Source organism: Neobacillus sp. D3-1R (genome assembly GCF_052180215.1).
Lineage (GTDB): Bacteria > Bacillota > Bacilli > Bacillales > Cytobacillaceae > Pseudoneobacillus.
Genome location: NZ_CP197471.1, coordinates 1836741 through 1861113, shown reverse-complemented (window position 1 = coordinate 1861113; position 24373 = coordinate 1836741). Strand labels below are relative to the sequence as shown.

At 38.0% G+C, this 24373-nt stretch carries 25 protein-coding genes, 1 tRNA gene, 1 rRNA gene and 1 pseudogene; 6 read left to right on the top strand and 22 right to left on the bottom strand.

Annotated features, from left to right (window positions below; genetic code table 11):
- Nucleotides 1–76 precede the first annotated feature (76 nt).
- Nucleotides 77–152 (bottom strand) — tRNA-Ala (locus ACSBPO_RS09440).
- Between the two features lie 120 nt (nt 153–272).
- Nucleotides 273–1822 (bottom strand): 16S ribosomal RNA (locus ACSBPO_RS09435).
- A 416-nt stretch (nt 1823–2238) separates the two neighbouring features.
- Here ACSBPO_RS09435 and ACSBPO_RS09430 point away from each other — a divergent pair.
- Nucleotides 2239–3378 carry a CAP domain-containing protein gene (locus ACSBPO_RS09430; protein WP_442599804.1) on the top strand — a complete coding sequence of 380 codons (1140 nt, stop codon included), beginning with the start codon at nt 2239–2241 and terminating at the stop codon, nt 3376–3378.
- Between the two features lie 51 nt (nt 3379–3429).
- On the opposite strand, the gene ACSBPO_RS09425 is transcribed toward ACSBPO_RS09430, so the two are convergent.
- Nucleotides 3430–4392, bottom strand: coding sequence for a carbohydrate kinase family protein (locus tag ACSBPO_RS09425; RefSeq protein ID WP_442599803.1), 963 nt, complete (start codon nt 4390–4392; stop codon nt 3430–3432).
- A gap of 129 nt (nt 4393–4521) precedes the next feature.
- Here ACSBPO_RS09425 and ACSBPO_RS09420 point away from each other — a divergent pair, with 129 nt between their 5' ends.
- Nucleotides 4522–5205, top strand: a complete 684-nt coding sequence (locus ACSBPO_RS09420) for a DUF3221 domain-containing protein (RefSeq protein ID WP_442599802.1) — start codon at nt 4522–4524, stop codon at nt 5203–5205.
- A gap of 36 nt (nt 5206–5241) precedes the next feature.
- On the opposite strand, the gene ACSBPO_RS09415 is transcribed toward ACSBPO_RS09420, so the two are convergent.
- The 3 genes from ACSBPO_RS09415 to ACSBPO_RS09405 form a co-directional block, all read right to left on the bottom strand.
- A complete protein-coding gene (locus ACSBPO_RS09415; protein ID WP_442599801.1) occupies nt 5242–6330 on the bottom strand; it encodes an NAD(P)H-dependent flavin oxidoreductase in 1089 nt (362 codons plus the stop codon).
- Nucleotides 6331–6452: 122 nt separating this feature from the next.
- Nucleotides 6453–7721 (bottom strand): amidohydrolase family protein, encoded by a 1269-nt coding sequence (locus tag ACSBPO_RS09410; protein ID WP_442599800.1) that lies wholly within the window; start codon nt 7719–7721, stop codon nt 6453–6455.
- Nucleotides 7722–7936: 215 nt separating this feature from the next.
- Complete coding sequence (locus ACSBPO_RS09405) at nt 7937–8662, bottom strand: gamma-glutamyl-gamma-aminobutyrate hydrolase family protein (protein ID WP_442599799.1); 726 nt, start codon at nt 8660–8662, stop codon at nt 7937–7939.
- A 201-nt stretch (nt 8663–8863) separates the two neighbouring features.
- Here ACSBPO_RS09405 and ACSBPO_RS09400 point away from each other — a divergent pair, with 201 nt between their 5' ends.
- Nucleotides 8864–9769 carry a DMT family transporter gene (locus ACSBPO_RS09400; RefSeq protein WP_442600334.1) on the top strand — a complete coding sequence of 302 codons (906 nt, stop codon included), beginning with the start codon at nt 8864–8866 and terminating at the stop codon, nt 9767–9769.
- 367 nt (nt 9770–10136) lie between these two features.
- Nucleotides 10137–10670: a 2'-5' RNA ligase family protein gene (locus ACSBPO_RS09395; protein ID WP_442599798.1), complete on the top strand. Its 534-nt coding sequence runs from the start codon at nt 10137–10139 to the stop codon at nt 10668–10670.
- Nucleotides 10671–10746: 76 nt separating this feature from the next.
- Here ACSBPO_RS09395 and ACSBPO_RS09390 read toward each other — a convergent pair whose 3' ends face one another.
- From ACSBPO_RS09390 to ACSBPO_RS09365, 6 genes and pseudogenes are all read right to left on the bottom strand, one after another.
- Nucleotides 10747–11514: a class I SAM-dependent methyltransferase gene (locus tag ACSBPO_RS09390; RefSeq protein ID WP_442599797.1), complete on the bottom strand. Its 768-nt coding sequence runs from the start codon at nt 11512–11514 to the stop codon at nt 10747–10749.
- A 158-nt stretch (nt 11515–11672) separates the two neighbouring features.
- Nucleotides 11673–12146 carry an NUDIX domain-containing protein gene (locus tag ACSBPO_RS09385; protein ID WP_442599796.1) on the bottom strand — a complete coding sequence of 158 codons (474 nt, stop codon included), beginning with the start codon at nt 12144–12146 and terminating at the stop codon, nt 11673–11675.
- Nucleotides 12147–12168: 22 nt separating this feature from the next.
- A complete protein-coding gene (locus ACSBPO_RS09380; RefSeq protein ID WP_442600444.1) occupies nt 12169–12627 on the bottom strand; it encodes a hypothetical protein in 459 nt (152 codons plus the stop codon).
- 162 nt (nt 12628–12789) lie between these two features.
- Nucleotides 12790–12938, bottom strand: a pseudogene (locus tag ACSBPO_RS09375) (MerR family DNA-binding transcriptional regulator); the annotation flags it as partial.
- Between the two features lie 16 nt (nt 12939–12954).
- Nucleotides 12955–13719 (bottom strand): C39 family peptidase, encoded by a 765-nt coding sequence (locus ACSBPO_RS09370; RefSeq protein WP_442599795.1) that lies wholly within the window; start codon nt 13717–13719, stop codon nt 12955–12957.
- Between the two features lie 107 nt (nt 13720–13826).
- On the bottom strand, nt 13827–14645 hold the full coding sequence (locus ACSBPO_RS09365; protein ID WP_442599794.1) for a VOC family protein: 819 nt from the start codon (nt 14643–14645) through the stop codon (nt 13827–13829).
- Between the two features lie 279 nt (nt 14646–14924).
- Here ACSBPO_RS09365 and ACSBPO_RS09360 point away from each other — a divergent pair, with 279 nt between their 5' ends.
- Entirely contained in the window at nt 14925–15860 is a 936-nt protein-coding gene (locus tag ACSBPO_RS09360) for an acetamidase/formamidase family protein (RefSeq protein WP_442599793.1), read from the top strand.
- A gap of 92 nt (nt 15861–15952) precedes the next feature.
- Here ACSBPO_RS09360 and ACSBPO_RS09355 read toward each other — a convergent pair whose 3' ends face one another.
- The 8 genes from ACSBPO_RS09355 to ACSBPO_RS09320 all read right to left on the bottom strand — a co-directional run bounded on the left by ACSBPO_RS09355 (nt 15953) and on the right by ACSBPO_RS09320 (nt 22762).
- On the bottom strand, nt 15953–16840 hold the full coding sequence (locus ACSBPO_RS09355; RefSeq protein ID WP_442599792.1) for an NAD(P)-dependent oxidoreductase: 888 nt from the start codon (nt 16838–16840) through the stop codon (nt 15953–15955).
- A gap of 102 nt (nt 16841–16942) precedes the next feature.
- The gene (locus ACSBPO_RS09350) at nt 16943–17488 is read right to left on the bottom strand and encodes a histidine phosphatase family protein (protein ID WP_442599791.1); all 546 of its coding nucleotides are present in this window, start codon (nt 17486–17488) and stop codon (nt 16943–16945) included.
- A 262-nt stretch (nt 17489–17750) separates the two neighbouring features.
- The gene (locus ACSBPO_RS09345) at nt 17751–17849 is read right to left on the bottom strand and encodes a putative holin-like toxin (RefSeq protein ID WP_442599790.1); all 99 of its coding nucleotides are present in this window, start codon (nt 17847–17849) and stop codon (nt 17751–17753) included.
- Nucleotides 17850–18073: 224 nt separating this feature from the next.
- On the bottom strand, nt 18074–18211 hold the full coding sequence (locus tag ACSBPO_RS09340; protein ID WP_442599789.1) for a hypothetical protein: 138 nt from the start codon (nt 18209–18211) through the stop codon (nt 18074–18076).
- A gap of 29 nt (nt 18212–18240) precedes the next feature.
- Nucleotides 18241–18453: a heavy-metal-associated domain-containing protein gene (locus tag ACSBPO_RS09335; RefSeq protein ID WP_442599788.1), complete on the bottom strand. Its 213-nt coding sequence runs from the start codon at nt 18451–18453 to the stop codon at nt 18241–18243.
- An 18-nt stretch (nt 18454–18471) separates the two neighbouring features.
- Complete coding sequence (locus ACSBPO_RS09330) at nt 18472–18969, bottom strand: DUF1641 domain-containing protein (RefSeq protein WP_442599787.1); 498 nt, start codon at nt 18967–18969, stop codon at nt 18472–18474.
- Entirely contained in the window at nt 18944–21925 is a 2982-nt protein-coding gene (gene fdhF / locus ACSBPO_RS09325; protein WP_442599786.1) for a formate dehydrogenase subunit alpha, read from the bottom strand. Before fdhF ends, ACSBPO_RS09330 begins: the two co-directional genes overlap by 26 nt.
- Nucleotides 21926–21928: 3 nt before the next feature.
- A complete protein-coding gene (locus tag ACSBPO_RS09320; RefSeq protein ID WP_442599785.1) occupies nt 21929–22762 on the bottom strand; it encodes a formate/nitrite transporter family protein in 834 nt (277 codons plus the stop codon).
- A 169-nt stretch (nt 22763–22931) separates the two neighbouring features.
- On the opposite strand from ACSBPO_RS09320, the gene ACSBPO_RS09315 reads away from it, so the two are divergent.
- Entirely contained in the window at nt 22932–23150 is a 219-nt protein-coding gene (locus tag ACSBPO_RS09315; protein WP_442599784.1) for a hypothetical protein, read from the top strand.
- 178 nt (nt 23151–23328) lie between these two features.
- Here ACSBPO_RS09315 and ACSBPO_RS09310 read toward each other — a convergent pair whose 3' ends face one another.
- On the bottom strand, nt 23329–23754 hold the full coding sequence (locus tag ACSBPO_RS09310; protein WP_442600333.1) for an OsmC family protein: 426 nt from the start codon (nt 23752–23754) through the stop codon (nt 23329–23331).
- Nucleotides 23755–23924: 170 nt separating this feature from the next.
- Nucleotides 23925–24371 carry a hypothetical protein gene (locus tag ACSBPO_RS09305; protein ID WP_442599783.1) on the bottom strand — a complete coding sequence of 149 codons (447 nt, stop codon included), beginning with the start codon at nt 24369–24371 and terminating at the stop codon, nt 23925–23927.
- Between the last annotated feature and the right edge of the window lie 2 nt (nt 24372–24373).

Genomic DNA, 24373 nt, shown 5'->3' with positions numbered 1-24373 from the left:
TTCATGCTGCCTTGCGACATAGCGTAGCGAAGGAGCAAGATTGAAAGTTTTTTACTTTTTACTCACGTAAAAAACTTGGTGGAGTCTAGGGGGATCGAACCCCTGACCTCCTGCGTGCAAGGCAGGCGCTCTCCCAGCTGAGCTAAGACCCCATTATGATGAGAGATTATTCTCTCAAAACTAAACACCAAACGATTAACACCAAAGATTTTAATGTTTTTGTGACCAATGGTAAAAATATTCATTTTTACTCGGTCACTTATATTCCTTAGAAAGGAGGTGATCCAGCCGCACCTTCCGATACGGCTACCTTGTTACGACTTCACCCCAATCATCTGTCCCACCTTAGGCGGCTGGCTCCTTACGGTTACCCCACCGACTTCGGGTGTTACAAACTCTCGTGGTGTGACGGGCGGTGTGTACAAGGCCCGGGAACGTATTCACCGCGGCATGCTGATCCGCGATTACTAGCGATTCCAGCTTCATGCAGGCGAGTTGCAGCCTGCAATCCGAACTGAGAATGGTTTTATGGGATTCGCTTAACCTCGCGGTCTTGCAGCCCTTTGTACCATCCATTGTAGCACGTGTGTAGCCCAGGTCATAAGGGGCATGATGATTTGACGTCATCCCCACCTTCCTCCGGTTTGTCACCGGCAGTCACCTTAGAGTGCCCAACTAAATGCTGGCAACTAAGATCAAGGGTTGCGCTCGTTGCGGGACTTAACCCAACATCTCACGACACGAGCTGACGACAACCATGCACCACCTGTCACTCTGTCCCCCGAAGGGGAAAGCCCTATCTCTAGGGTTGTCAGAGGATGTCAAGACCTGGTAAGGTTCTTCGCGTTGCTTCGAATTAAACCACATGCTCCACCGCTTGTGCGGGCCCCCGTCAATTCCTTTGAGTTTCAGTCTTGCGACCGTACTCCCCAGGCGGAGTGCTTAATGCGTTAGCTGCAGCACTAAAGGGCGGAAACCCTCTAACACTTAGCACTCATCGTTTACGGCGTGGACTACCAGGGTATCTAATCCTGTTTGCTCCCCACGCTTTCGCGCCTCAGCGTCAGTTACAGACCAGAAAGTCGCCTTCGCCACTGGTGTTCCTCCACATCTCTACGCATTTCACCGCTACACGTGGAATTCCACTTTCCTCTTCTGTACTCAAGTCCCCCAGTTTCCAATGACCCTCCACGGTTGAGCCGTGGGCTTTCACATCAGACTTAAAGGACCGCCTGCGCGCGCTTTACGCCCAATAATTCCGGACAACGCTTGCCACCTACGTATTACCGCGGCTGCTGGCACGTAGTTAGCCGTGGCTTTCTGGTTAGGTACCGTCAAGGTACCGGCAGTTACTCCGGTACTTGTTCTTCCCTAACAACAGAGCTTTACGACCCGAAGGCCTTCATCGCTCACGCGGCGTTGCTCCGTCAGACTTTCGTCCATTGCGGAAGATTCCCTACTGCTGCCTCCCGTAGGAGTCTGGGCCGTGTCTCAGTCCCAGTGTGGCCGATCACCCTCTCAGGTCGGCTACGCATCGTCGCCTTGGTGAGCCGTTACCTCACCAACTAGCTAATGCGCCGCGGGCCCATCTGTAAGTGACAGCCGAAACCGTCTTTCAGCTTTCCCTCATGAGAGAGAAAGGATTATCCGGTATTAGCTCCGGTTTCCCGAAGTTATCCCAGTCTTACAGGCAGGTTGCCCACGTGTTACTCACCCGTCCGCCGCTAACCTTCAGGAGCAAGCTCCTAAAGATTCGCTCGACTTGCATGTATTAGGCACGCCGCCAGCGTTCGTCCTGAGCCAGGATCAAACTCTCCAATAAAGAGTTGATATAGCTCATAAAGTTTACTCTGGCTTTTTTTAAAACTTCTATAATAGAAGCCTTACCTTTGTTAATGTTTGGTTGTTTAGTTTTCAAAGAACATCTTGTCATAAAAACGACTTTTAAATATTATCATACATACTTTCGTTTCGTCAACACTATTTTTCAAATAAGAAACGCGTCAACAAAAATTATATTAACATAACAATTCTCTATTGTCAACTTCTACGAAGAAACATTTGAAAACTAAAAACTATCATTTGTTTCATTCATTTAACGTGACAGCTTTAATAGATTATCACCAAATTGATGAATAAGCAATTATTAATTTTTTCCAAATGAGCTATTCCCAAATTCACTAAACTTATACATTTTGAAAAATTAGGCTACAATTATATATAGAAATGGAGGTTAAAATGATGGTTCGTTTTCTTAAATTCATGGCAATCCTATTTTTTCTCTATTTATCTTGGCCAATTATTGAGAAACAGCTTTTAAACACCAATATAGCAGAATCAATTGACCAGGTTCAATCAGAACTAAACACCATTAGAAACAACCCAGCCGTTAATCTAACCATAAACGGCTTATACAATGAATATAAACATGCAGTGGAAAAGCTAAACTCTCAATCTATAGAACCCAAAGAAAATCAACCAAATATATATCCGACAGATACAGTCAAATTAGAAACTCCAAACAAACAAACATTTTCTATTTATAATGTGGAGCTAGGAGATTCAAAAGAAGAAATTGAACGTTTTCTTGGAAAAGCAAAACGTATAACCGAAAATGAATATGGCACAAAATGGATGGCATACCACGATCATTATCAACACTTTTTAATAATTATGTATGATTCTAACAACAAGGTAGTGGGGTTATATACCAACCAGAATCTAGTAACATCTACAAACGGTCTTGAATTTGGCAGTACAAAAGATTCTGTCCGTTCTATACTTGGAGAACCGGTTTCTAGTATTCAAAAGGGCTTCACTATTTATCAGCTTCAAGAAAATCGTGAATATGATTTATTTTTAGTTGATGGAGCGTATGTAACTATTTTTTATGATAAACATGAAAATGATACCGTTACAGCTGTCCAAATAATTAATCAAAGTTTAGAAGAAGAAAAAACAGAAATATATACTAAAGATAGCCCTGAATTAAAGGAAGGCTTTGAATATCAGTTATTTGATCTAACAAATTCATCTCGTGTTCAGCATCAGCTTCCAATTTTAACTTGGGATCAGCATGTCCGAGAAACGGCCCGTAAACATAGTACAGATATGGCTGAACATCATTATTTCAATCATGAGAACCTAAAAGGTCAATCGCCATTCGATAGAATGGAAGCTGATCATGTCTTTTTTCACCTGGCGGGAGAAAATCTTGCATATGGGCAGTTTAGCAGTATTTTTGCACATGAAGGTTTAATGAATTCCCTAGGCCATAGGGAGAATATTCTTCGTAAGGATTTTGAGTACTTAGGAGTGGGAGTAGCTTTTAATGAACAATCACACCCCTATTACACAGAGAACTTTTATGCAAAGTAGTTCAAAAATATTCAAAAGAAGTAAAGTATTAGCCTTACTTCTTTTGAATGTTTATAACTTTAATTTAGCTACCTCTTCAAATGTTGGTAAAGCTGATATAGCACCAACCTTCGTACAAACTAATGCCCCCACTTTATTACTAAAGGAGATAATCGCTTTCAGTTTTTCAAAATCCGCTAAAGCTTCTTTAGGATTTTCTTCTTGTGCTAACTGGAATAAAGTTGCCCCAACAAATGCGTCCCCCGCACCTGTAGAATCAATGGAATGCACGGATATGCTTGGAATGATTTCCATTTTCTTTCCATTTGAAACCAATGTCCCTTCTTTTCCTAAAGTAACCGCCACTGCTTTTGCACCTATTTGATGTAAGCTTTTAACCCCTTCTGTTAAATCTTCCAATTTTGTAATAATCTTTAACTCTTCATCACTTACTTTTACAAAATCCGCTAGTGAAATGCCCTTTATTGATAGGTTTATAAAATCACCGATTCTACCTTTCCAAAGATCCCCTCTATAATTCGGATCAAAGGATACAAACTTTCCATCCCCATTTGCTGATTTCATTAATTCTAGATAAGTAGCCTGAAATGGATTTTCAAGTAAGGCTGTTGCTGAGCCAAAATGAATGATTTCGTGCTCCAACAGTCGGTCTTTATCAATATCTCTTTCAGTTAGATAGGCATCTGCTCCACGGTTAAACACAAAATCTCGTTCTCCATTTGCTTTTAAAGATACGAAGGCCAACGTGGTTGGATATTTCTCATCGAAAACCAGCATGGATGTATCCACATTCACATCCTCTAATGTATTCTTTAAAAATTGTCCAAAGGGATCTTTCCCTACTTTTCCCACGAAAAGTGCCTTTCCACCTAACTTCACAATAGACGCACATACATTTGCAGGAGCTCCTCCTGCCTGCTTTTCAAAATTTCTCCCTTTAATCAAATCTATATCCACATCTTTACAGAAAAAATCAATTAATAATTCTCCGATACAAACAACTGAGGAATTCATTTTTATAACGCACCCTTTCCCAACTTATTACAACCCACAATAAAGATAACATCATTTTTATAAAAGTTAAAAATAGAAGAAACAATTCCTATTTTATTCCGTCAAATTAGTTAAAAGGGAGGAGCCATCTTGAAGAAACATTTTATCATCTTTATTTTTTTATGTTTATGTTTAACAGCTTGCGGTGGAAGAAATGGCATTAAAGGGGCTATTGATATAAAAGGCACTGTTATCGATACAGGAGACAATCAAATTTTAGTAAATGATGCAAAAGCCGGTCTAATATGGGTATCGTTGCCCCAAAACGATAAAATAGAAGAATATGTAGAAGGTCAAGAGGTAGTGATTTGGACAACCGGAAATATAAGGGAATCCTTTCCAGCACAAGCATCAGCATTAAATATTGAAGTTACCAAAGAAGTTGATAATTCAAAAAAACCAACATTTGAGTTTGATGACCAATTTCCTCCTGCTACCCCTGGGTATATTAAAATCGGAGACACTCTAAATGATTTGGCAAAGGGAGGCTTTCAATGGAAAAAAGGGAATTCCGTCGTTACTACTGATGCAGCCTCACCTCTCCAAATTGCAGAAAGTTACAAACCGATTGAAGCTGATCAAAATACGGAAGCCATTATCATAATAGGACAAAATCCAAATTTAAAAATATATAGTTGGACAACAAAAGAAGATGTTCCTGTAGAAAAAAATAAAATAATCATGCCAGTAGCTGAAGGTAAATATATTTATGAAGTTCAAGCGAAATGGACAAATGGTGAGGTATCTTATACCTTTGTAGTAGAAATAAAATAGATTTATAAATAGGCGTGGTCCCCCTTATATAAGAGGTTACCACGCCTTCGTTTCTTCTATAATTTTCGAAGCTTCTTTGATTACACGTGTAATAAGAGATTCGACTGTTTCATTTCTAGCCAATCTTGCACTTTGACCCGCCCATAGGGACATATACTCTTTATTATATTGTTTAGACGCAGCTTTTCTAATTGATTGGGTTAACGTATTTTGTACAGGAAATTCGGGAAACTGTTCCTCATAGTCCTTCATTTCGGATATAAACTTATTATGTATCCCTCTCGCCCATTTACCCGAAAATGCACGGGTTAATACCGCTTGTTCCTCGTTTGATTGAAGTATCGCTTCTTTATGAAGGCGATGGGCTCCACTTTCTTCACAGGTCAAAAATGCCGTCCCCATTTGAACACCCTTCGCCCCTAAACATAAGGAACCCATTAATCCTCTGCCATCCATGATTCCTCCTGCTGCGATGACAGGAATACTGATTTGATCCACCACTTGAGGGATTAGGGACATTAATCCTATTAAACTCTCTTCTCCACTTTTTATAAAATTCCCCCTGTGTCCCCCAGCCTCACAGCCCTGAACAACTATGACATCCATCCCAACCTTTTCAAGTTCTATTGCTTCTGTAACGGTTGTAGCCGTTCCTATTAAGATCGTATTGTACTGTTTTAATTCCATAATTATTTCTGTAGTTGGAATCCCAAAAGTAAAGGAGCAAATAGGAACTTCTTCTTCTATTACTACCTTAATTTGTTCCTCAAAGGTTTTCATAATATCTGCTAGGTTCGGAATGTCTGAAGTCACATCGGAAAGCTGAAATTGTTCTCTTATTGGCTGAAGCAGTTGATTCGCCTTGATAATCTCATTTTCTTTCATATTTATGACATTTGGCGGTACAAAGAGATTAACAGAAAAGGGGTTTGTCGTTTTCGTTTTTAACTCATGAATTTGGTTACGTAATTGTACTGGTGAAAGATACCCCGCCCCAATGGATCCCAATCCGCCATGATTAGAAGCTTCAGCAACCAGATCGGATGTTGTGACTCCTCCAGCCATTGGCGCTTGAATAATTGGATATTTTATACGTAAAAGCTCGGTAAGTCTGTTTTTTAGCAAAAGCCATTCCTCCTTCAACCGTTCTTAATCAAGTGTTATTAAGATTATATCTGACTCATTTCAAAAAAATATCTATTCCATTAAAAAGGAGACACAATCATGTGTCCCCTTTCCTTCATTCATTATACTGTAGCATGAACAGGTTCACTTTGTAATTCTTTTACCACTACTCCACCTTTTACTACTACACGTATGTTATTGTTATCCTCTAATGAACGAAGGTCTGTTAAAGGATTCGTTTTTGTAATAACTACATCAGCTAGCTTGCCAACTTCTAAGGTACCTACTTGATCTTCCCAGCCCATACACTCTGCAGCTACCTTTGTTGTCGCCACAATCGTTTCCATTGGTGTCATTCCAATTTCGTTCATGAGGCCAAGCTCTCTTAAATTTGTACCATGGGCCATAACCCCAGCATCCGTACCCATTGCGATTTTAACACCGGCACGGTAAGCTTTAGCAATACTATCTTTATGAGCTTGAATCGATTCCTTTGCCTTCTTAATTCCGTATTCCGGCATTCCCGCTTCTGCTGCAAGTTCTAATACAGATACTGGTGCTAGCAAGGTTGGGACTAGGTAAGTTCCGTGTTTTAACATAAGCTCGATACATTCATCATCTAGGTAAATACCATGTTCTATAGAATGAATGCCTGCTTTTATCGCATTTTTAATTCCTTCTGCTCCTTGTGCATGTGCCATTACCTTTAATCCACGACGGAATTTCGCTTCTTCTACCATAACCTTCAATTCCTCGAGGGAAAATTGAGTAAATTCCGGATGATCTGTTGGACTTAATACGCCGCCAGTAGCATGCACTTTTACGACATCTGCCCCTGCACGTAGCACTTCCCTTACCGTTTTTCTGACACTTTCTACTCCGTCACAAATACCATTTGGCATACCTGGATATTCATCTAAAAGTAATTTAACCGTTTGTCCAGAAGCAGTATACGAATCACCATGTCCACCGGTTGTCGTAAGGGCTGTAATACTTACTTGCATTCGTGGTCCTAATACAAGACCTTGTTCGACTGCCTGTTTTACACCAGCATCTGTACCACCACAATCTCTAACTGATGTAATTCCAGCATTGATTGTGTTCTTCATATAATTCATAGCCTTATAAAAATTAAATGAGAAAGGTGTAGCTAATCTTTTTTCAACTGGTTCAAATTCTAACATGAGATGAACATGTGTATCGATAAATCCAGGAAGGATCGCTCCTCCTTCAGCATCAAGGTATCTCACCTCATCTGAAAAATTCGGTAAATCCTCTTCCTTTCCAACAAACACAATTTTTTCATCCTCAATAGCCAAAGCACCACGTAAGATTGGTTCTCCCCCATTTCCATCAATTAACGTACCATTTTTTATCACTGTAACCGTCATCCAAATCCCTCACTTCAGCTTTTATTAGAATTTTTAAAATTCCCTATATACGGAATATTCTATCTTTTCATTTTGTATTCCTGCTGGTTTTATAAAAATATTTCGTAAAACGAAAAAATAGTACGAGTTTCCTAAAATAAAAAAGAAGTAACTCCTCTGCAAGTAAGACTAGGAAAATTACTTCATTATCTATCAATTTTTGAAATTAAAATATATTAATTCAGCACCTTGGTACTACTTTTAATAAACTCACTAAACAATTGGTTCATTAGGACATTCGTACTTGTCATAGATTCTGGATGCCACTGGACACCAACTGTAAAGGTCGTTGGATGAATATACTCTACCGCTTCCACAATCCCATCTGCTGATCTTGCAACAACACGCAGCTCATCTGATACCTTATCGATTGCTTGATGGTGCAGACTATTTACTCTTATTTTTTCAGATCCAAAAATTTGGTATAATTTACTTTCTTTCGAGATCGTCACCCAATGCGTATCTCTACCTCTGTCTACTAGTTGTGAATGTTGGATAGGTTCGGTAACCTGGCTTGGAATATCCTGTATTAACGTTCCGCCCAAGGCTACATTCAATATTTGAATTCCTCTGCAAATAGCTAGAAGTGGGATATTGTTTTCCAATACATATTTTACGGTCTCCATTTCTACTAAATCACGTTCTGGAATGGTAGCACCTAGATGGAGATGTGGATCCTGACTATAAAATTGCGGATCTACATCCTCTCCTCCACTAAGAATAATTCCGTCACAAAGCTGCAGCATTTCCTTATTTGTTTCCGGAGTAGTAAAAGGAAGAATGATCGGAATACCTCCATTTGCTGCAACAGCTTTATGATAATCCTGATGAATATAGACACCTTCCATATGTTGATTATGTTTTACATAAGCGCCAGTAATTCCAATAATCGGTTTTTTCATTTCTCTTCCTCCTAGAATCACTACTAGATATTAGTAATATAGATGATTCATATAGTTAAAACAACAATCACTTTCTACTATTTAAACTTTTTTGTGAAAAAAATATTTCGCTAAACGAAAAAGATGTTACAATACTATTTATATAATTTTATAAGATGGAAGGGATTTAGATTGAAAAAGAACCTATGGCTTACATACACCATGTTAATTATTGCTACATCAACATGGGGAAGTGCCTTTATTGCAGGAAAATTTGCTGTTCAAAGCTTTGAACCTGCAACCGTTGCCTTTTTCCGTTTTTTCGGAGCGGCCATCCTTCTATTCCCTCTCATGTGGCTAATGGAAAAAGACCGGAAAAAACCAACTTTAAAAGACTATGGTTTGTTTGCCATTCTAGGTCTTACCGGAATCGCCATATATAATATTTGCTTTTTTATCGCTACAAAACAAGCACCAGTCATCAAAAGTTCCTTATTTATAGCTTCCAACCCTGTTCTGATTGTGCTCTTATCAGGTTTATTTTTAAAAGAAAAGATCACGAAGAATCATATAATTGGGATGTTCATCGCTTTAATCGGAGTTGTTTTTATCATTACAGACGGTCACTTACTTTCCTTATTTCAATACGGATTTGAACCTATCGATTTTGTCTTACTGGGAGCTGTCGTCAGTTGGGCATTATATAGTGTCGTCGGTAAAGTGGTTCTTAAAAAATTCAGCTCAGTCGAATCAACTACCTATGCGGTGGCATTTGGCACTATGTTTCTATTACCATTTGCTTCTGTTGAAACTACATGGCAGGAGGTTCAGCAAGCAAGCTTTACCACCTGGATTGCCATAGCCCATATGAGCATTTTTGTCACCGTCGTTTCCTTTGTCCTATACTATAATGGGATTAAAGAGATTGGGGCAGCTAAAGCTTCTATCTTTATTAATGTCATGCCCGTATCAGCCGTATTGATGGCAACCATCTTTTTAGGCGAAACTTTCACCTGGGCACATGGATTTGGAGCTGCCTTTGTTTTATCTGGCGTGTACGTTGGAACTAATGCTAAATTATTTAAAAAGAAACAATTTGGAAAAGGAAGTAGAAAAGAAATTGCATAAATATAACTAACCCCCACCTGTTTTTATGATAATAGGTGGGGGTTGTTTATTTTACCAAAAAAAATCTTTCTATTGTTCAGATATCCATTGAAAATTTACGCACCGTACCAATTATATGATCATCTTTATGGAAATATGATAAACTTTTCAAATATATACTCTACTTTTTTGAGGATTTGATTGACTTCTAAATTTTATGCTCGATTTTCTTGAAGATTTGCTCGATTTCTGCAGCGAACGCGGAACTCCTCATATTTGAATTCTTTTTTTTGGAACGTATGATTGACAAACTATCATCTTGGCCAATCACCGTTTTTTAGCTATATTAAAATATTAAAGGTAAAATTCTTAGAAAGATGGTGCAAAAGTGCAATATTTTATTGGTATCGTTCCCCCTAACGAGTACAAAGAACAAATCTCTTCATTTCGTAATCGTTGGGATAACAATCGGCTTAAGGAAGTTGTCGAGCCTCACATCACTGTTAAGGCTCAAGGTGGACTTACTGAAGATATGACCTGGCTTAAAAGAGTGAGAGAAGTTTGCTCATCTGTACAAAGTTTCCAATTGTCACTTACTGAGCCAGCAACATTCGGAACTGCGGTTATATTCCTCGGAGTCCAATCAAAAGAGATATACGAATTGCACAAACTACTGGTAGATACTGTATCACCCTTGCCTGAGCTTGTCGAACGTTATTTCGAATTGGATAACTTCCATCCTCATTTGACTTTGGGACAGACCTACTGGGGAATGAAAGAGTCGGAAATTGAAGAAATGAAACTCACATCGAAAAATGCTTTGGCACCTTTTCCGACTTTTAATGTAACGTACATTCGGGTGTATAAAGAAATTGAACCAAACAAATACGTAAAATTTGAAGATATTCAACTCGCCATTTAACCCCCTTATGCAAGGTCGGTTTTTTTGTTGGTTAATAATCAACATTAAATTTTAACATAGGCATTTATAATAGGGGCTACTTCACAGCCTTAATCACAACAGCTTCCCCTTGGAATGAAATAACTTTATCCCCTTCCATTTTCACCTTAAAATGATCTTTCACCTGTTGTGAGGAATGAATCATATATTGATTAAGCTTTTCCTTTTCGTTTTCAGGCAGGTGCATACGATTACACCATTGTTCATACACAAATGTTTTATCAAAGCGGTGTAGTTCATATACGTTTAATCCTGAGAATTCTAACATTTTTAACCACTCTGTTTTTTTCCAAGCACGATAATGACTGTAATCCCTTGTTTTTTCAACAATATTATAAAATTGATCTAATTCTTCATCTTCTGGTGAAACGTTGTCGTCTAGTAAAAATTGTCCACCCGTTTTCAAAACTCGATAGACTTCTTTAATGAATGCTTCAATATTTGGGAAGTGATGTGGTGCGATACGACACGTAACAATATCAAAGGTTTCAGCCTCGAATGGTAGCTTTTCTGCATCACCTTCTACAAACTTTACGTTTTCATGACCATTCCCTCTTATAAAGTTTTCAGCGGCAATCAACATTTCTTTCGTTAGATCAACCGCAACGACTTTTTCTACAAGTGGAGCAAAAGCATTCGCTGTATGTCCTCCGCCTGTAGCAATATCCAATACATGTTCATCACCATTTATAGCAGTAATCTCTACTAATTTTTGAAGGTCTTTCCCTTCCTTATGAATCTTACTATTTACATATGCTTCTGCACTCCGACCAAATTGTTCTTGAACACCTTTTTTAATCTCCATTTTGCAACCTCCCTCAATCATTCTATGTTTTTACTATATATGGAAATTTTAATAATTAAAATTATCAATTTTAACACTTTAACCATAAGTAAAACTTATAAATAAGACCAATTAAAGAATAAAAAATGGAGTTGTCACTTCAACAACTCGCAAAACTTTTAGCTATATACTTCTAGACTATGCTCTTCAATAACATCAATTGTCCTTTTATTTTCAACAAAATCCATAATGTGTTCCTTTATGTTTGGATACAAAATAATGTTATGTAATTCAGAAAGCGGAATCCATTTAACATCCGTTTGATTTTTGTCAGGATTTTCAGGTAATCTCGGTGTGTATCCATCTTTTATTTTGCATTCAAACATTAAGCCTAATGAATGCGTATTTCCGTATCGATTTGAGTTTAAATGTGGAGCATATTCATAAACAAATGCTAATGAACCTACCTCTACATCAATTGAGGCTTCTTCCCAAGCCTCTCTCTTTACTGCTTCCATAACGGATTCATTTGGATCTACCCCACCCGCTGGAAGATTATAGTGAAGACCGCTTTCATCGACGAATTCAACTAAAAGGATTGAGTTATTTTCAATAATCACTGCTCCAGCTCTTACTCTAATATGGTAACTCACTCTATTGTCCACCTCCAAAATTCTATAATTCTTTATGATTCATTAAAGGGATTAGATACTGAAATATTTCACTCTCAGGAGTTTCATATTTTTCTATCTTTGCACCTGATGGTCGGAAGCCATATTGTCTAATCATCTGAATGAATTGAAAACAGAGGAATTCATTACTAGATGAACATTCCATGCTAGCAAAAAGTGTAGGCTGCCATGTTTCCATATACATCTGTTCTTCTAATAAAGGAAGAACTCTTTCATCCTGTAACAGAAATCCTACTTCCCCTGTCATTTCTTGACCAATTGAATCAAGTACCCGTAAAAAATAACCTGGTGCTAACTTAATACCTAAATCTATTAAAAGGTTTCGCCCACTAATCATAGCTTCCCTAAAAGGGTTTATCTTTCTTTGCACTTTAAAAGGAATCCAAATGAAAGTAACTGGCTCCTCCCACCGAATTAACTGAATAGCATTCTCTTTTGGCATCAACCCTCCGAGGTATTGTTGGGCTATCTTTAAAGCAGAAAGTTTAGTATGTACATCGTCCCTCCACTTAGATATCAGATTCGACTTCTTCTGTTCACCGACACTCAAGAATTCTTTTATCTCCTCGATTTGAATATCGGCATTACGAAGGGAATGGATTATCATTGCATCGCTTATTTGTTCCTTGGTATAAGCGCGATATCCATTCTCAAGCCTGCGATTGGGCCCAATAATTCCTTTTTATCATAAAAACGTAATGTACTAGGAGACAAACCTGTTTTCTCTGAGAATTGTTGAATCGTTAGTAACATGAGTGCCACCTTTCATTTAAAACATAGTAGGGGGAACAGATTCCTTTATTGGATAAGGATTCTTATATGTTATCGCTTGTTCCCCAAATTGAATCCAACTCGTAATAAAGCTATTGATGTACGCCTTCCTATTCGCATAGGGATAAAATGGATCATTAAAATAGACGTATTGTTCATCATATCCTGTTAGTAAGACGGAGTGTACTTTTCTCGTAATCATTATTTCTCCACTGTGAGTTTTCCAATTCTCCCAAAAAGCTTGTGGAACATATTGAAAAGTACTTCCTACTATGACCCAAACTGGTTTTCCTTTGGAGAGCTGCTCCTTAAGCACTTTAAATGGAGCACCCGTTAAATCTTCAATTTGGTTAGGAGCAAACTTATTAGCTAAATTTAGGATTGGTTTAACCGAAACGGCAAGGCCAGGTTCATCGTAAGTGTACATACTTCCAACAAACCCCTCTGATGGATTTCCAAAATAGCCATCCTTTTCATAAGGAACCTTTTGAATTTCATTTGCAAGAGTCATTTTATTAACAGCAATACCTGCATCATTTAACAGCATTGTTAGACTAGTTACTTCACAACCTCTTGGTAGTTCAGGAAACTGAGTAATAACGGGAACATCTAATAATACTCTGTCTTTTATAAAAGCTTTTTCCAATATAGGCGTAGCTTTTTTCACGTGATTCGTTATAGCAATATGAGATGTCGTTTTGAAGGAACAACTAACTAAAACAAAGATTACTAAAAGAGGAAATAATAACCGAATAAGTAACAAACGAAAATACCCCTTAACGTTATTTTCTTATATACAACATACTTATTACTATCTACTAATCTTCATTACTTCTCTTTTCATAACCAATATTCCTGCTCTCACTTCACCTACATCATCTGATAGGACCAAACATTGATTTGATTTCCATCTGGATCATAGAAATGAAAGCCTCCCCAACCCTTCATCGGATTCCCGGCGATTTGTGATGGAATAAAACCATTTTTAATTAACTGATTATAGGCATCTAAAAACTCATCCGGTCTAATATCAAAATAGGTACGAACTGAGGGATTTCCTTTTACTGGCTCAGCTATTTTTTCAAGGAAAATATTATCCATCACCGTTTCTTTAAGAGCATGCTTAAAGTAAGCATCCTCCGTTTGCAAATGGGCGACTCCCTTATTTTCGTCCACTGATACAACCATAAATCCGAGATGATTTGTATACCAATCTACCGCTTTCTTTAAATCCGTTACTCCAATTCTTGTATTGACTTCCCCAAATCCCAACACTCTAGAATTTGGATATTGACCTTTTGATGTTGAATTTTCAAACACAGTAAATCTTGCATTTTCATAGCCAAAGAAATCAAAACTTTTCATACCATTTAATAAAACAGTTGGTTCCGAATAGGTAATGTTATTCTCCTTGAAATAAGCAATCGTATCGTCTAAATCTCCAATTTCAAAACATAGTCTTAGGTGCCCCTCTTCACCGTCTGTTCTATGGAAGTGTTCATAATCGCCTTCAAAAGATTTTAATGTTACCACACCCGCTTTAGGCATTTTCAAAAATGCTTTTTTACCTACTGGAGTCACAATTTTATCCAAGCATTCCCAGCCCATATGAGTGGTATACCAATTTACTGCATCATCAAAACCATCCCAAGAAACCATAATAAAACCGCCATCCCAACGAAACATCATTCTTTTCACGCTCCTAATCTATTCATTAACTCTGCTAATATCGTAAACCTTAAAGTAAGTTTAAGGTCAAGAATTTTCGAAAAATAAGTTTTTAAAAAATACAACTCTTTTAATTCCCTATCAAATTCTAATCCAAATTTTGGATTTAAGATACATTCCACAAAAATAATGTCGAATCCTTCTTTCTATTAATTTTTAGAAATTTTCAAATTATATATTTTCATCCTGTTATCTTTATTGTAGAGTAAATAGAAAACACTATTAAAGGAGCGCTCATCCATGATTCATAATCTAGAATTAAACAGTAAAAATCTACACGGATCCTTTAGTAAGGAATACCAAGCTATATTAACGGTAAACTCTGGAGATTCTATTCGTCTATCGACAGCAGATATCCAATGGGGATATTCCAAATCAAAGGATGAGGATAGAGTTATTTTTCAATCGAGAGAGAATGAAGAAAAACCTGGACACCCTATAATTGGACCAATTGAGGTTCGTCATGCTAAGCCTGGTATGGTGTTAGAAGTTAAATTAAATGATATAGTTCCTGGATGGTATGGGCGAAATTGGGCTGGAGGAATAAAAAGCTGGCAGAATGATCAGCTTGGATTAACAGGTTCAGAGAGAATTCAACTCGATTGGGAGCTCAATCCAACAACTATGACTGGAACCACTCAAATCGGTTCACGTGCGTTTCATGTCGGACTTCAACCGTTTATTGGCTTTATGGGGGTATCTCCTGTTGAACCTGGAATACATTCAACCTCTCCACCTCGTTATTGTGGTGGAAATATTGACTGCAAGGAATTAGTAAGAGGTAGCAGCTTATTTTTACCTATTTCTGTGGAAGGTGCACTTTTTTCAATCGGTGATGGCCACGCCGCGCAAGGTGATGGAGAGGTATCCGGAACCGCAATTGAATGTCCAATGGATTTAGTGGACATCACTTTAATTGTTCACGAAGACATGCAGCTTCAGTTACCAAGAGCCAATACTCCTTCTGGTTGGATTACTTTTGCTTTTAACGAAGATTTAAACATCGCCACAGCAGAAGCACTTAATGGAATGGTTGAGTTAATACAGGAATTCTACCTAGTGGAAAAAGCTGAAGCACTTGCATTAGCAAGTGTTGTCGTAGACTTAAGAGTTACACAAGTTGTGAATGGCGTTAAAGGTGTACATGCTATCTTGCCACATGGGGCTATCCGTTAATAAAAAGAGTGCTTGGATTAAATCCAGGCACTCTTCTTTTGTTTAATACTAGTTTGTTAAAACTAGTTATTACAAATCCGACACTATAGAACTTATTCCAATCCCGCTTCTTCCATACTAATTCTTGTAAGAGCTGCCCAATCCTGATGCTCACGTTCTTTCGCAGCAGAAGCTAAAAGTCTGTTATGTAGTAAATTAGCCAATGGCATCGGGGTTTTCGTCGCATTCGCTTCATTTAGCACAAGGTTACAATCCTTTAAACCAAGGGAAAGCTGAAAACCAGCAGGTTCAAATTCCTTTTTGGCAATCATCTGTCCATAACCATTGTAAATCGTACAGTCAAAAATGGATGATCCATAAACTTGTGCGGCAAGTTTTCGATCAATACCATTTTTCTCCGCTAAGTTAAACGTTTCAGCCATCGCTTCCATTGCAGCCATTATCATAAAATTACCGCCTAGCTTTAAGACATTGGCATTTCCCGGTTCTTCACCAATATCAAAAATACGTTGACTTAATGCTTCTTGGACCGGCTTGACTCGTTCCTTCGCTTCTTTAACACCAGATGTTAATATCGTTAATTGTTGTGCAGCGGCTGCTGCAGGTCTACCAAAAACAGGAGATGCCACATAAAGACCATTATATTTTTTATGGTAGGCAGCCAGTTTTCGTGAAGTATCTGGTGAAACAGTACTCATGGAAAGATGAATTCCACCTTCCCCTAATTTCTCTCCAAATCCGTTTGGTCCCATTACAACTTCTTCTAAAGCCTGATCATTGGAAACCATAGTAATCACAATGCCACCAGGAGAAGCCACATCTGATAGGCGTTCCACCTTTTCCGCACCAGCCAACACCACTTCGTTTGTTTTTTCAGGAGTACGATTAAACACCTTTACCTTATAACCAGCTTTTAACAAGTTCAACACCATTGGTTGTCCCATACTTCCTAGTCCGACAAATCCAATTTCATTTATCATTCCTTTTCCCCTCCTGTATAACATTTCCTCATCTGTATTATATTGCACACATTATCATAATAAATGAAAGAATTCTTATCATCTAAATAGCCTTTACTTTTATTATTTTTGATTTTTCATTTCAAAAAGATACAATTTTGCATTTTCCGCTCTATTAAACTTTTGTCCTTTAAATCCTCTTTTCTTTAATTCCCTTCTCATAAACATCATAATTCCACCATGGCCTACGATTAAGACATTCTCATTTGATTGTAGGATTATATCTAATGCTCTATTTATTCTATCCATGACTTCTTGTTTACTTTCCGCTTGAGATTTATGGTTGAATAACCAAGCCATTCTAATGAAAAGTAAATGAATAAACAGAGGAATTTTTACATTGGACTTAAAATAAGGTGAAAGTGTAACCTCTCTTAGTTCTTCCATATAAATAATTCCACCACTAAATGCTTTTTCAGCTGTCTTTTTAGCTCGCGGCAAATCACTCGAATAACATTTTTTCCATGGTATTGAGAATAATTCAATTTCCCTTTCTTCTACATCAGATTCATCATATTCTTTTACCCATTCCATTAGTTCTTTTGACGTCACTCGTTTATTCGGATATCCCCGTGTCACATTAAAATGCCTTAACAAACCAACCTTCACTTTCTAAATTCCCTCCCTTCTAAAATTCTTTAATATAGAAATTCCATTTTAAATCTATCCGTTTTAAATTTAACGAAAATTCACGAAAATGAAAAGTTAACTTCCTTTACTTTATTTGGAATACTGATTATAATTTATATAGATAATCATATACTAAAAAGAGCTTCCAGCTGGAACTGGAAGCCCTCTAAACAGCTAACTGCAAGAAGAGCAGTGACCTGAGGCGAAATAATCCACCTAACTTTGTCAGAGCTGGGGTGGGTTATTTCTTTTTATTCGAAGAAATACCAACAGCGATTACTGCAACGATTAAACTTGCAAAACCAATCATAAGACTGATCCCTTCGTAAACAGTAAACATTCAGCATCACCCCCCTTCAAAGGGAAGTGCCACTGCCCACCCAGCTTTTAGCTGTTCTACTAAATTATACCATACCGCTTTTTAAAAGACGAATGTATGTTTGTCTTTTGCTAATAAATAGAACTAAATTCCTAGAATTACATTTTACTCCTATCACTCTTGTTCATCAAAGGGTAAAAGGAAGGATGCCCTCAACGTTTAAAAAGGACATCCCTTAAGATTAATCATTCTCCATTTTCTAAATAGTGATGCTTTCGATCATTTTGACAGTTTTCACATAGGTGAAGCATTCGAGTTTGCATTCCTTCTTCTTCACCAACCTCAATTTCTTCTTCAAGTCCACATACTTCACATACCTTCACAATTTACACCTCGTTAAAATGACAGATTCTTAAGATTGTCCAATTTCATATCCTAAATCAAGAATAGCTTGTTCAAAATCATGAGGAGAAGCGGCTTGCTCATCATAGCTAAAAACAGCTTCTTTCGTGATAAGACTTACTTCTGCCTGACGAACTCCCCACACTTCATTGAGAGCCGAAAGTACCTTATCCGCATCATACTGGTTTTGTAAACCAGATATTTTAAACTTCCCATCTTGCATCCTCTATTCCTCCTACCGTTAGTGAAGTTCCTGCTGATCGCGATTAAATACTTCACCCATACCATGAAGAAATTCGACCATTGTAGACAACGAAGCGCGCACGTCCGGATTACGCATACTTGTTCCGAGTTTCCAAAGGCTTTGGAATTCTCCTTTTTGAATAACTTCCGTCGAACGCTCTAAGCCGTGACTTAAACCTTGTAAAATAGACTGTAGTTGTTCAGGATTCACAGACCCTAAAAATTTAAAGGCATTTATGCCATTTTTAATGGTGTTATGCATAGCTGGCTGATTCATTTGCTGAACGGCAATCGCTCCTACTTCCGTACGCTGTTCGAGCAAACCATGCAGGGCGTTTAATACGCCCATTTCATGCAAATGCTTCAGTATGCCTAATGTCGATAAAATAGCTTCACGATTTTCAGTCAATGATTCTAAAATATCTGAAATAGCCTGAGCTTGTTCTTCCACTGGATTTGGAACACTTTTCTTAATTTGCTTGATTGCTTTCGCCATACTCATCCCCCTCTAACCCAAACAGTTCAGGAATAGGAATAAAATCATCACGATTCCACTTTTCCTCCACCTTTACGCTAATCTGTGGTATACGGTTACCAAAGCGATAATTCACACGTGGTAAAGGCGGCTCTCCCTTCACTTCAAGAACCTCCATTTTCACACCCATCTCCTTGTAGTTCGGAGTATGTGTAATACGATCATGGTAACTGCTGGTTAAGCGATTAACCGCTTCGTGGTCTTCTCGCGAGTTCATGGTTAAGTACAACTCATTACCCGTTACCCGATCAGTCACCATCACGCGAACCTTGATAGAACCGTATGGAGAAGTTAATCGAACTAATGAACCGTCCTCTAGTCCACGTTCAGCAGCCAATTCTTTCGATACATCTAACCAAGGATGAGGGACTTTGTGTGTAAGTCCTTCAGAACGGTAAGTCATATTTCCTTCATGGAAATGCTCAAGTAAGCGACCATTATTTAAGTGTAGATCGTATTCTTCACCTGCAATAAATGGCGGAGTCCAATCTACCGGGTATAAACGTGCCTTTCCATCTGGAAATGCAAACTTTTCTTCATATAAAAGAGGTGTATCCGTTCCATCCTTCTTAACTGGCCATACTAAACTGTGCCAGCCTTCTAGGCGCTCATAACTCACTCCAGCAAACATGGTTGCTAAAGAAGCCGCTTCGGCCATAATTTCACTAGGGTGTTGATAATTCCAATTCGCACCCAATCTATTTGCTATCTCTTGGAAAATCATCCAATCTGGTTTAGAATCTCCTAGTGGTTCAAATACCTTATGAAATCTCTGAATTCGTCGTTCGGTATTCGTAAACGTTCCATCCTTTTCTAAGCTAGGAGCTGCTGGTAAAACCACATCCGCAAATTGAGCTGCTTTACTGAAAAATACATCCTGAACGACAAAGAATTCCAGCTTTTCAAAGGCTGCATCCACATGATTGGAGTTGGAATCAACAATTGCCATGTCTTCACCGAATAAATAAAAGGCCTTTAATGTTTCTTTATCGACACCCTCAATCATCTGGTGATTATCTAAACCAGGATGCTCTGGTAATGTAACTCCCCAAGCTTTTTCATACCGTTCTCTAACCTTAGCGTCTTGTACAGGTTCATAACCAGGCATCCAAGCTGGCATCGTTCCAAAATCACAAGCCCCTTGAACATTGTTATGCCCTCGTAATGGATAGGCACCTGTACCTGGACGACCAAAATTCCCTGTGACTAATAATAAATTAGCGATAGCAGTACTTGCATCCGTTGCTCCTTTATGCTGAGTGATCCCCATTGCCCATAACATACAAACCGATTTTGCTTGATGTATCATTTCAGCAATCTGAATAAGTTCGGCTTGGGTTAATCCTGTTGTTTCTTCTGCGTAGCTTAATGTAAATTTTTCTAACGATTCTTTATATTTTTCCACATCATTTACACGTTCTTTTAAGAACTCTTTATCTTCCCAGCCTTGGTCGAAAATATATTTAGTTACCGCTGATAACCATATCAAATCCGTGCTAGGCTTCGGATGTAAGAAGACATCTGCCCGCTCTGCCAACTCATTTTTTCTTAAGTCAGCCACTATTAATTTTTGACCGTGTAATTTATGTGACCGTTTAATCCTAGTAGCTAAAACAGGATGAGATTCAGCAGGATTTGCCCCGACAATGATCACTAAATCGGATTGTTCAATGTCCTTCATTGTCCCAGAGTCACCGCCAATTCCAACCGTGCGCATCAATCCAGCTGTTGCAGGTGATTGACAATAGCGTGAGCAATTGTCTACATTGTTTGTCCCCATTATTGCTCTTGCGAATTTTTGAAAAATGTAGTTTTCTTCATTTGAACATTTGGATGAAGCAATATAACCAACCGAGTCTGGTCCATACTTTTCCTTTATTTCAGAAAGCTTAGAGGCAATCAGACCGAGAGCCTCATCCCAAGTTGCTTCGACAAATTCATCACCTTTACGGATAAGTGGCTTCGTTAAACGCTCTTCGCTATTAACAAAATCCCAACCCCATTTCCCTTTTACACAAGTAGAAATTCCGTTTACTGGAGCCTCCACCTGTGGCTCAACCTTTAATATATGGCGGTCCTTCGTCCATATTTCAAAACTGCAGCCAACACCACAATATGTACAAACCGTTTTCGTTCTTTTAATCCGTGCTTTTCTCATAGCGGCTTCCATTTCGGAAATAGCAAAAATTTCTTTATATCCAGGCTCCACTTCTTTTGTAATATCAATCATAGGCTCTAGAATTTTTGGAGGGATATTGGTTAAATATCCTGCTTCACCGAGCATCGATTTTTCCATTAAGGCATTACAAGGACAAACGGTCACACAATGTCCACAAGACACACAGGATGATTGATCAATAGGAACATCATTATCCCAAATGACGCGCGGTGTTTCACGCGTCCAATCAATCGTTAACGTTTCATTTACTTGTAAATCCTGGCATGCTTCTACACATCGACCACATAAAATGCATTGATCTGGTTCATAGCGATAAAAAGGATGTGAATGATCTGGCGGATATGGTTTAGCTTCAAATTTATATTTCTGATGTTCAATTTCCAAATACTCCGCTGTGTTATGAACAACACAATTTCCATTGTTATTGTCACAAACTGTACAGTATAGCTCGTGATTTTTTAGAATTCTCGACATCGCTTCATATTGGGCATCTTTCACTGGCTTAGAAAGCGTATCTACCTTCATTCCCGGCTCTGCTTTTGTGGAACAGGACCTTACCATTTCATCACCCACATTGACAAAGCAAGTATCACAGGTTTGAATCGTTCCGAGATTTGGGTGATAACAAATACTAGGAATATAATAATCCTGTGATTGAGCAACATCTAAAATGGTTTGTCCTGGTTTTGCTTTGTATTCTTTTCCGTTAATCTGAATCGAAAAGGTTGAATCGTTCATTTTCTACCTCCTAAACTTTCGATCTCTGATTTGATAAAGATTTTTCTCTCCGATAACCGGTGCTGGCTGCAAATCTCTTCTATAGGAAAACCAATATGCCAGTGCAACAAACAGGCTTCCTCCAATAGCATTTCCAATAAATACTGGAATAAAATTTAACAGGTATTCTCCCCAGCTATACTGACCAGCAAAAATGGCCGCTGGAATCACAAACATATTGGCTACAACGTGCTGAAAACCAATCGCAACAAACCCCATAATTGGAAACCAAATCGCTAAGATTTTTCCTGAAATTTCCTCTGAACCGTATGCTAACCACACCGCTAATCCAACTAACCAATTACAGCCAATACCAGAAACTAAACTTTCCCAGAATCCTGCATCTAGTTTGGCACCAGCTACTGCGATGGTTTTGGTAAGAAAAGGACCATTTTCGGTTAATCCAGCAATATGACCAAAAAAGTAAGCAACAAATAAAGCTCCAATAAAATTACTAATGGTGATCCAAAACCAATTCATTAGTAAGCGTCCTAGGCTGACCTTTTTAGCGAGACATGCAATAGAAACAGCCATCATATTTCCTGTTAATAATTCCCCACCGGCAATAATAATCAGGATTAAACCTAATGGGAAAACTGAAGCACCTAAAAAGGTGGCAAACGATCCCCACTCATGCGGCAGATCAGCAATGACTCTAATGTCTAATAGATAACCTAATGAAATAAATGCTCCACCTAAAAAACCTAAAACAAGCATACTAGATATGGGAAGCATTGCTTTTTTGGAACCTGCTTCAATAGCTGACTCAGCAATCTGATTTGGCTTAAGAAATCCCATATTCCACCTTCCTTAATCAATTTCCGTTATTATTACCCTTTTTTCATTTGTTATAGAATAAAAGGTTAATTCGTGAATATCTGGTACAGCTGCATAGAAAGAAGTAAAATAGGTAATTAATTTTGTATGGATTGTTGATGATATTTTATTAAGGAAGAGGTGTTTGGAGATGGATAAAGAGAGGTTATACGAACGTGTTCATTCTATGATTACATCCTCCACAAAGGACCCAAAGTATATTTCGATATCCACTGTAAAAGTAGCGGATTTATTTGGAGTAAAACATAATGAAGTTGAGCAGGGTTTGCAGGATCTAGTAAATGAAGGTCGATTAAAAAAATTGAAAATGACGGATCCTCCTCATTTTGATATGTATCTATTGCCGTAATGTAGAAAAAAGCGGAAGCGCCTCGAAAAGCCCCGACAAGCAAATGTTCTGTAGTGTAAGAAGTCTGCACTTTGACTTCTTACACTACAGGTTATTTGACCTCGAAGGGCTAGGCGCTGGAGCTGGATTACGAAAAATGACCGCCTATTGTTAAAATAGACGGCCATACCAATTTTTCCTACAATTCCTTTTCTCCCTTAACCCCGTTAATGGAATAACTTACGATAATCTCCGCATTTAAGGAATGGGAAACAGAACAATATTTATCTTTAGATAATTGAATGGCACGAATGACTTTTTCTTCAGGCAGCTCCCCCTCTAAAGCATAGTGAATTCGAATGGTTGTAAATTTCTTCGGATGATCATCTGCTCGGTCACCCTCTACATCCATTTGAAAAGAGATTGGTTCTAAACGCATTTTTTGTAAAATCGATATAATATCGATGCCAGTGCAACCTGCTACTGCATTCAACAATAGCTCAGTTGGTCTTGCCCCTGAATTTTCTCCTCCTATTTCCTGCGCCGCATCCATTTTAATCTCATGTCCAGATGGTGTTACGCTAGAAAATGCCATTTTCCCTGTCCAATTAATGGTTGTCTTCATCATTCCGAATCTCCTTTTTACAGTATTTACTTATTATCATAATCCATTAAAGTTTATTTTAATAATGATATGATTTTTTGATTTTAAAGATAAGAGTAAAAAATAGGGCAAATCTTTTTTAAAGAAAAAATAAAAAGATCGTCATAGATGAGTTTTTATGGTTTCACTTGTCATTCAATTATCGTTAATAACGCTACCACCGAAACGATAGGAATTGCCGCAACCATTGCTACACCAATAAAAATCATCGCATTGAGAAAAGTTTTTGTTTCTGAATTCACATCATGGAAACCTAAAACATCCCTTCTAGTCAAAAGAATCTGAACTAAGGCGAATAGAAAAACACCAACAATAATGACAATTGGAAATAGAATATTAACCGGCTCTTCTAATTCTCCAATTAAGGTAAACCCATATACGATTAATAATATCGGTACAGCTTCTGAAATAGCTATTTTGATAAAAAAACGAGTTTGTTCTTTTTGAATCATTTCCATATTCAATCCCTGATCTTGTATTATCGTTTGAATTTGGGACATCATTATTTTAAAAGAAAATAATATTCCAATTACCGCAATAATTGAAGCAATGACAAAAAGCCAAGCTGGATTTAGCATTT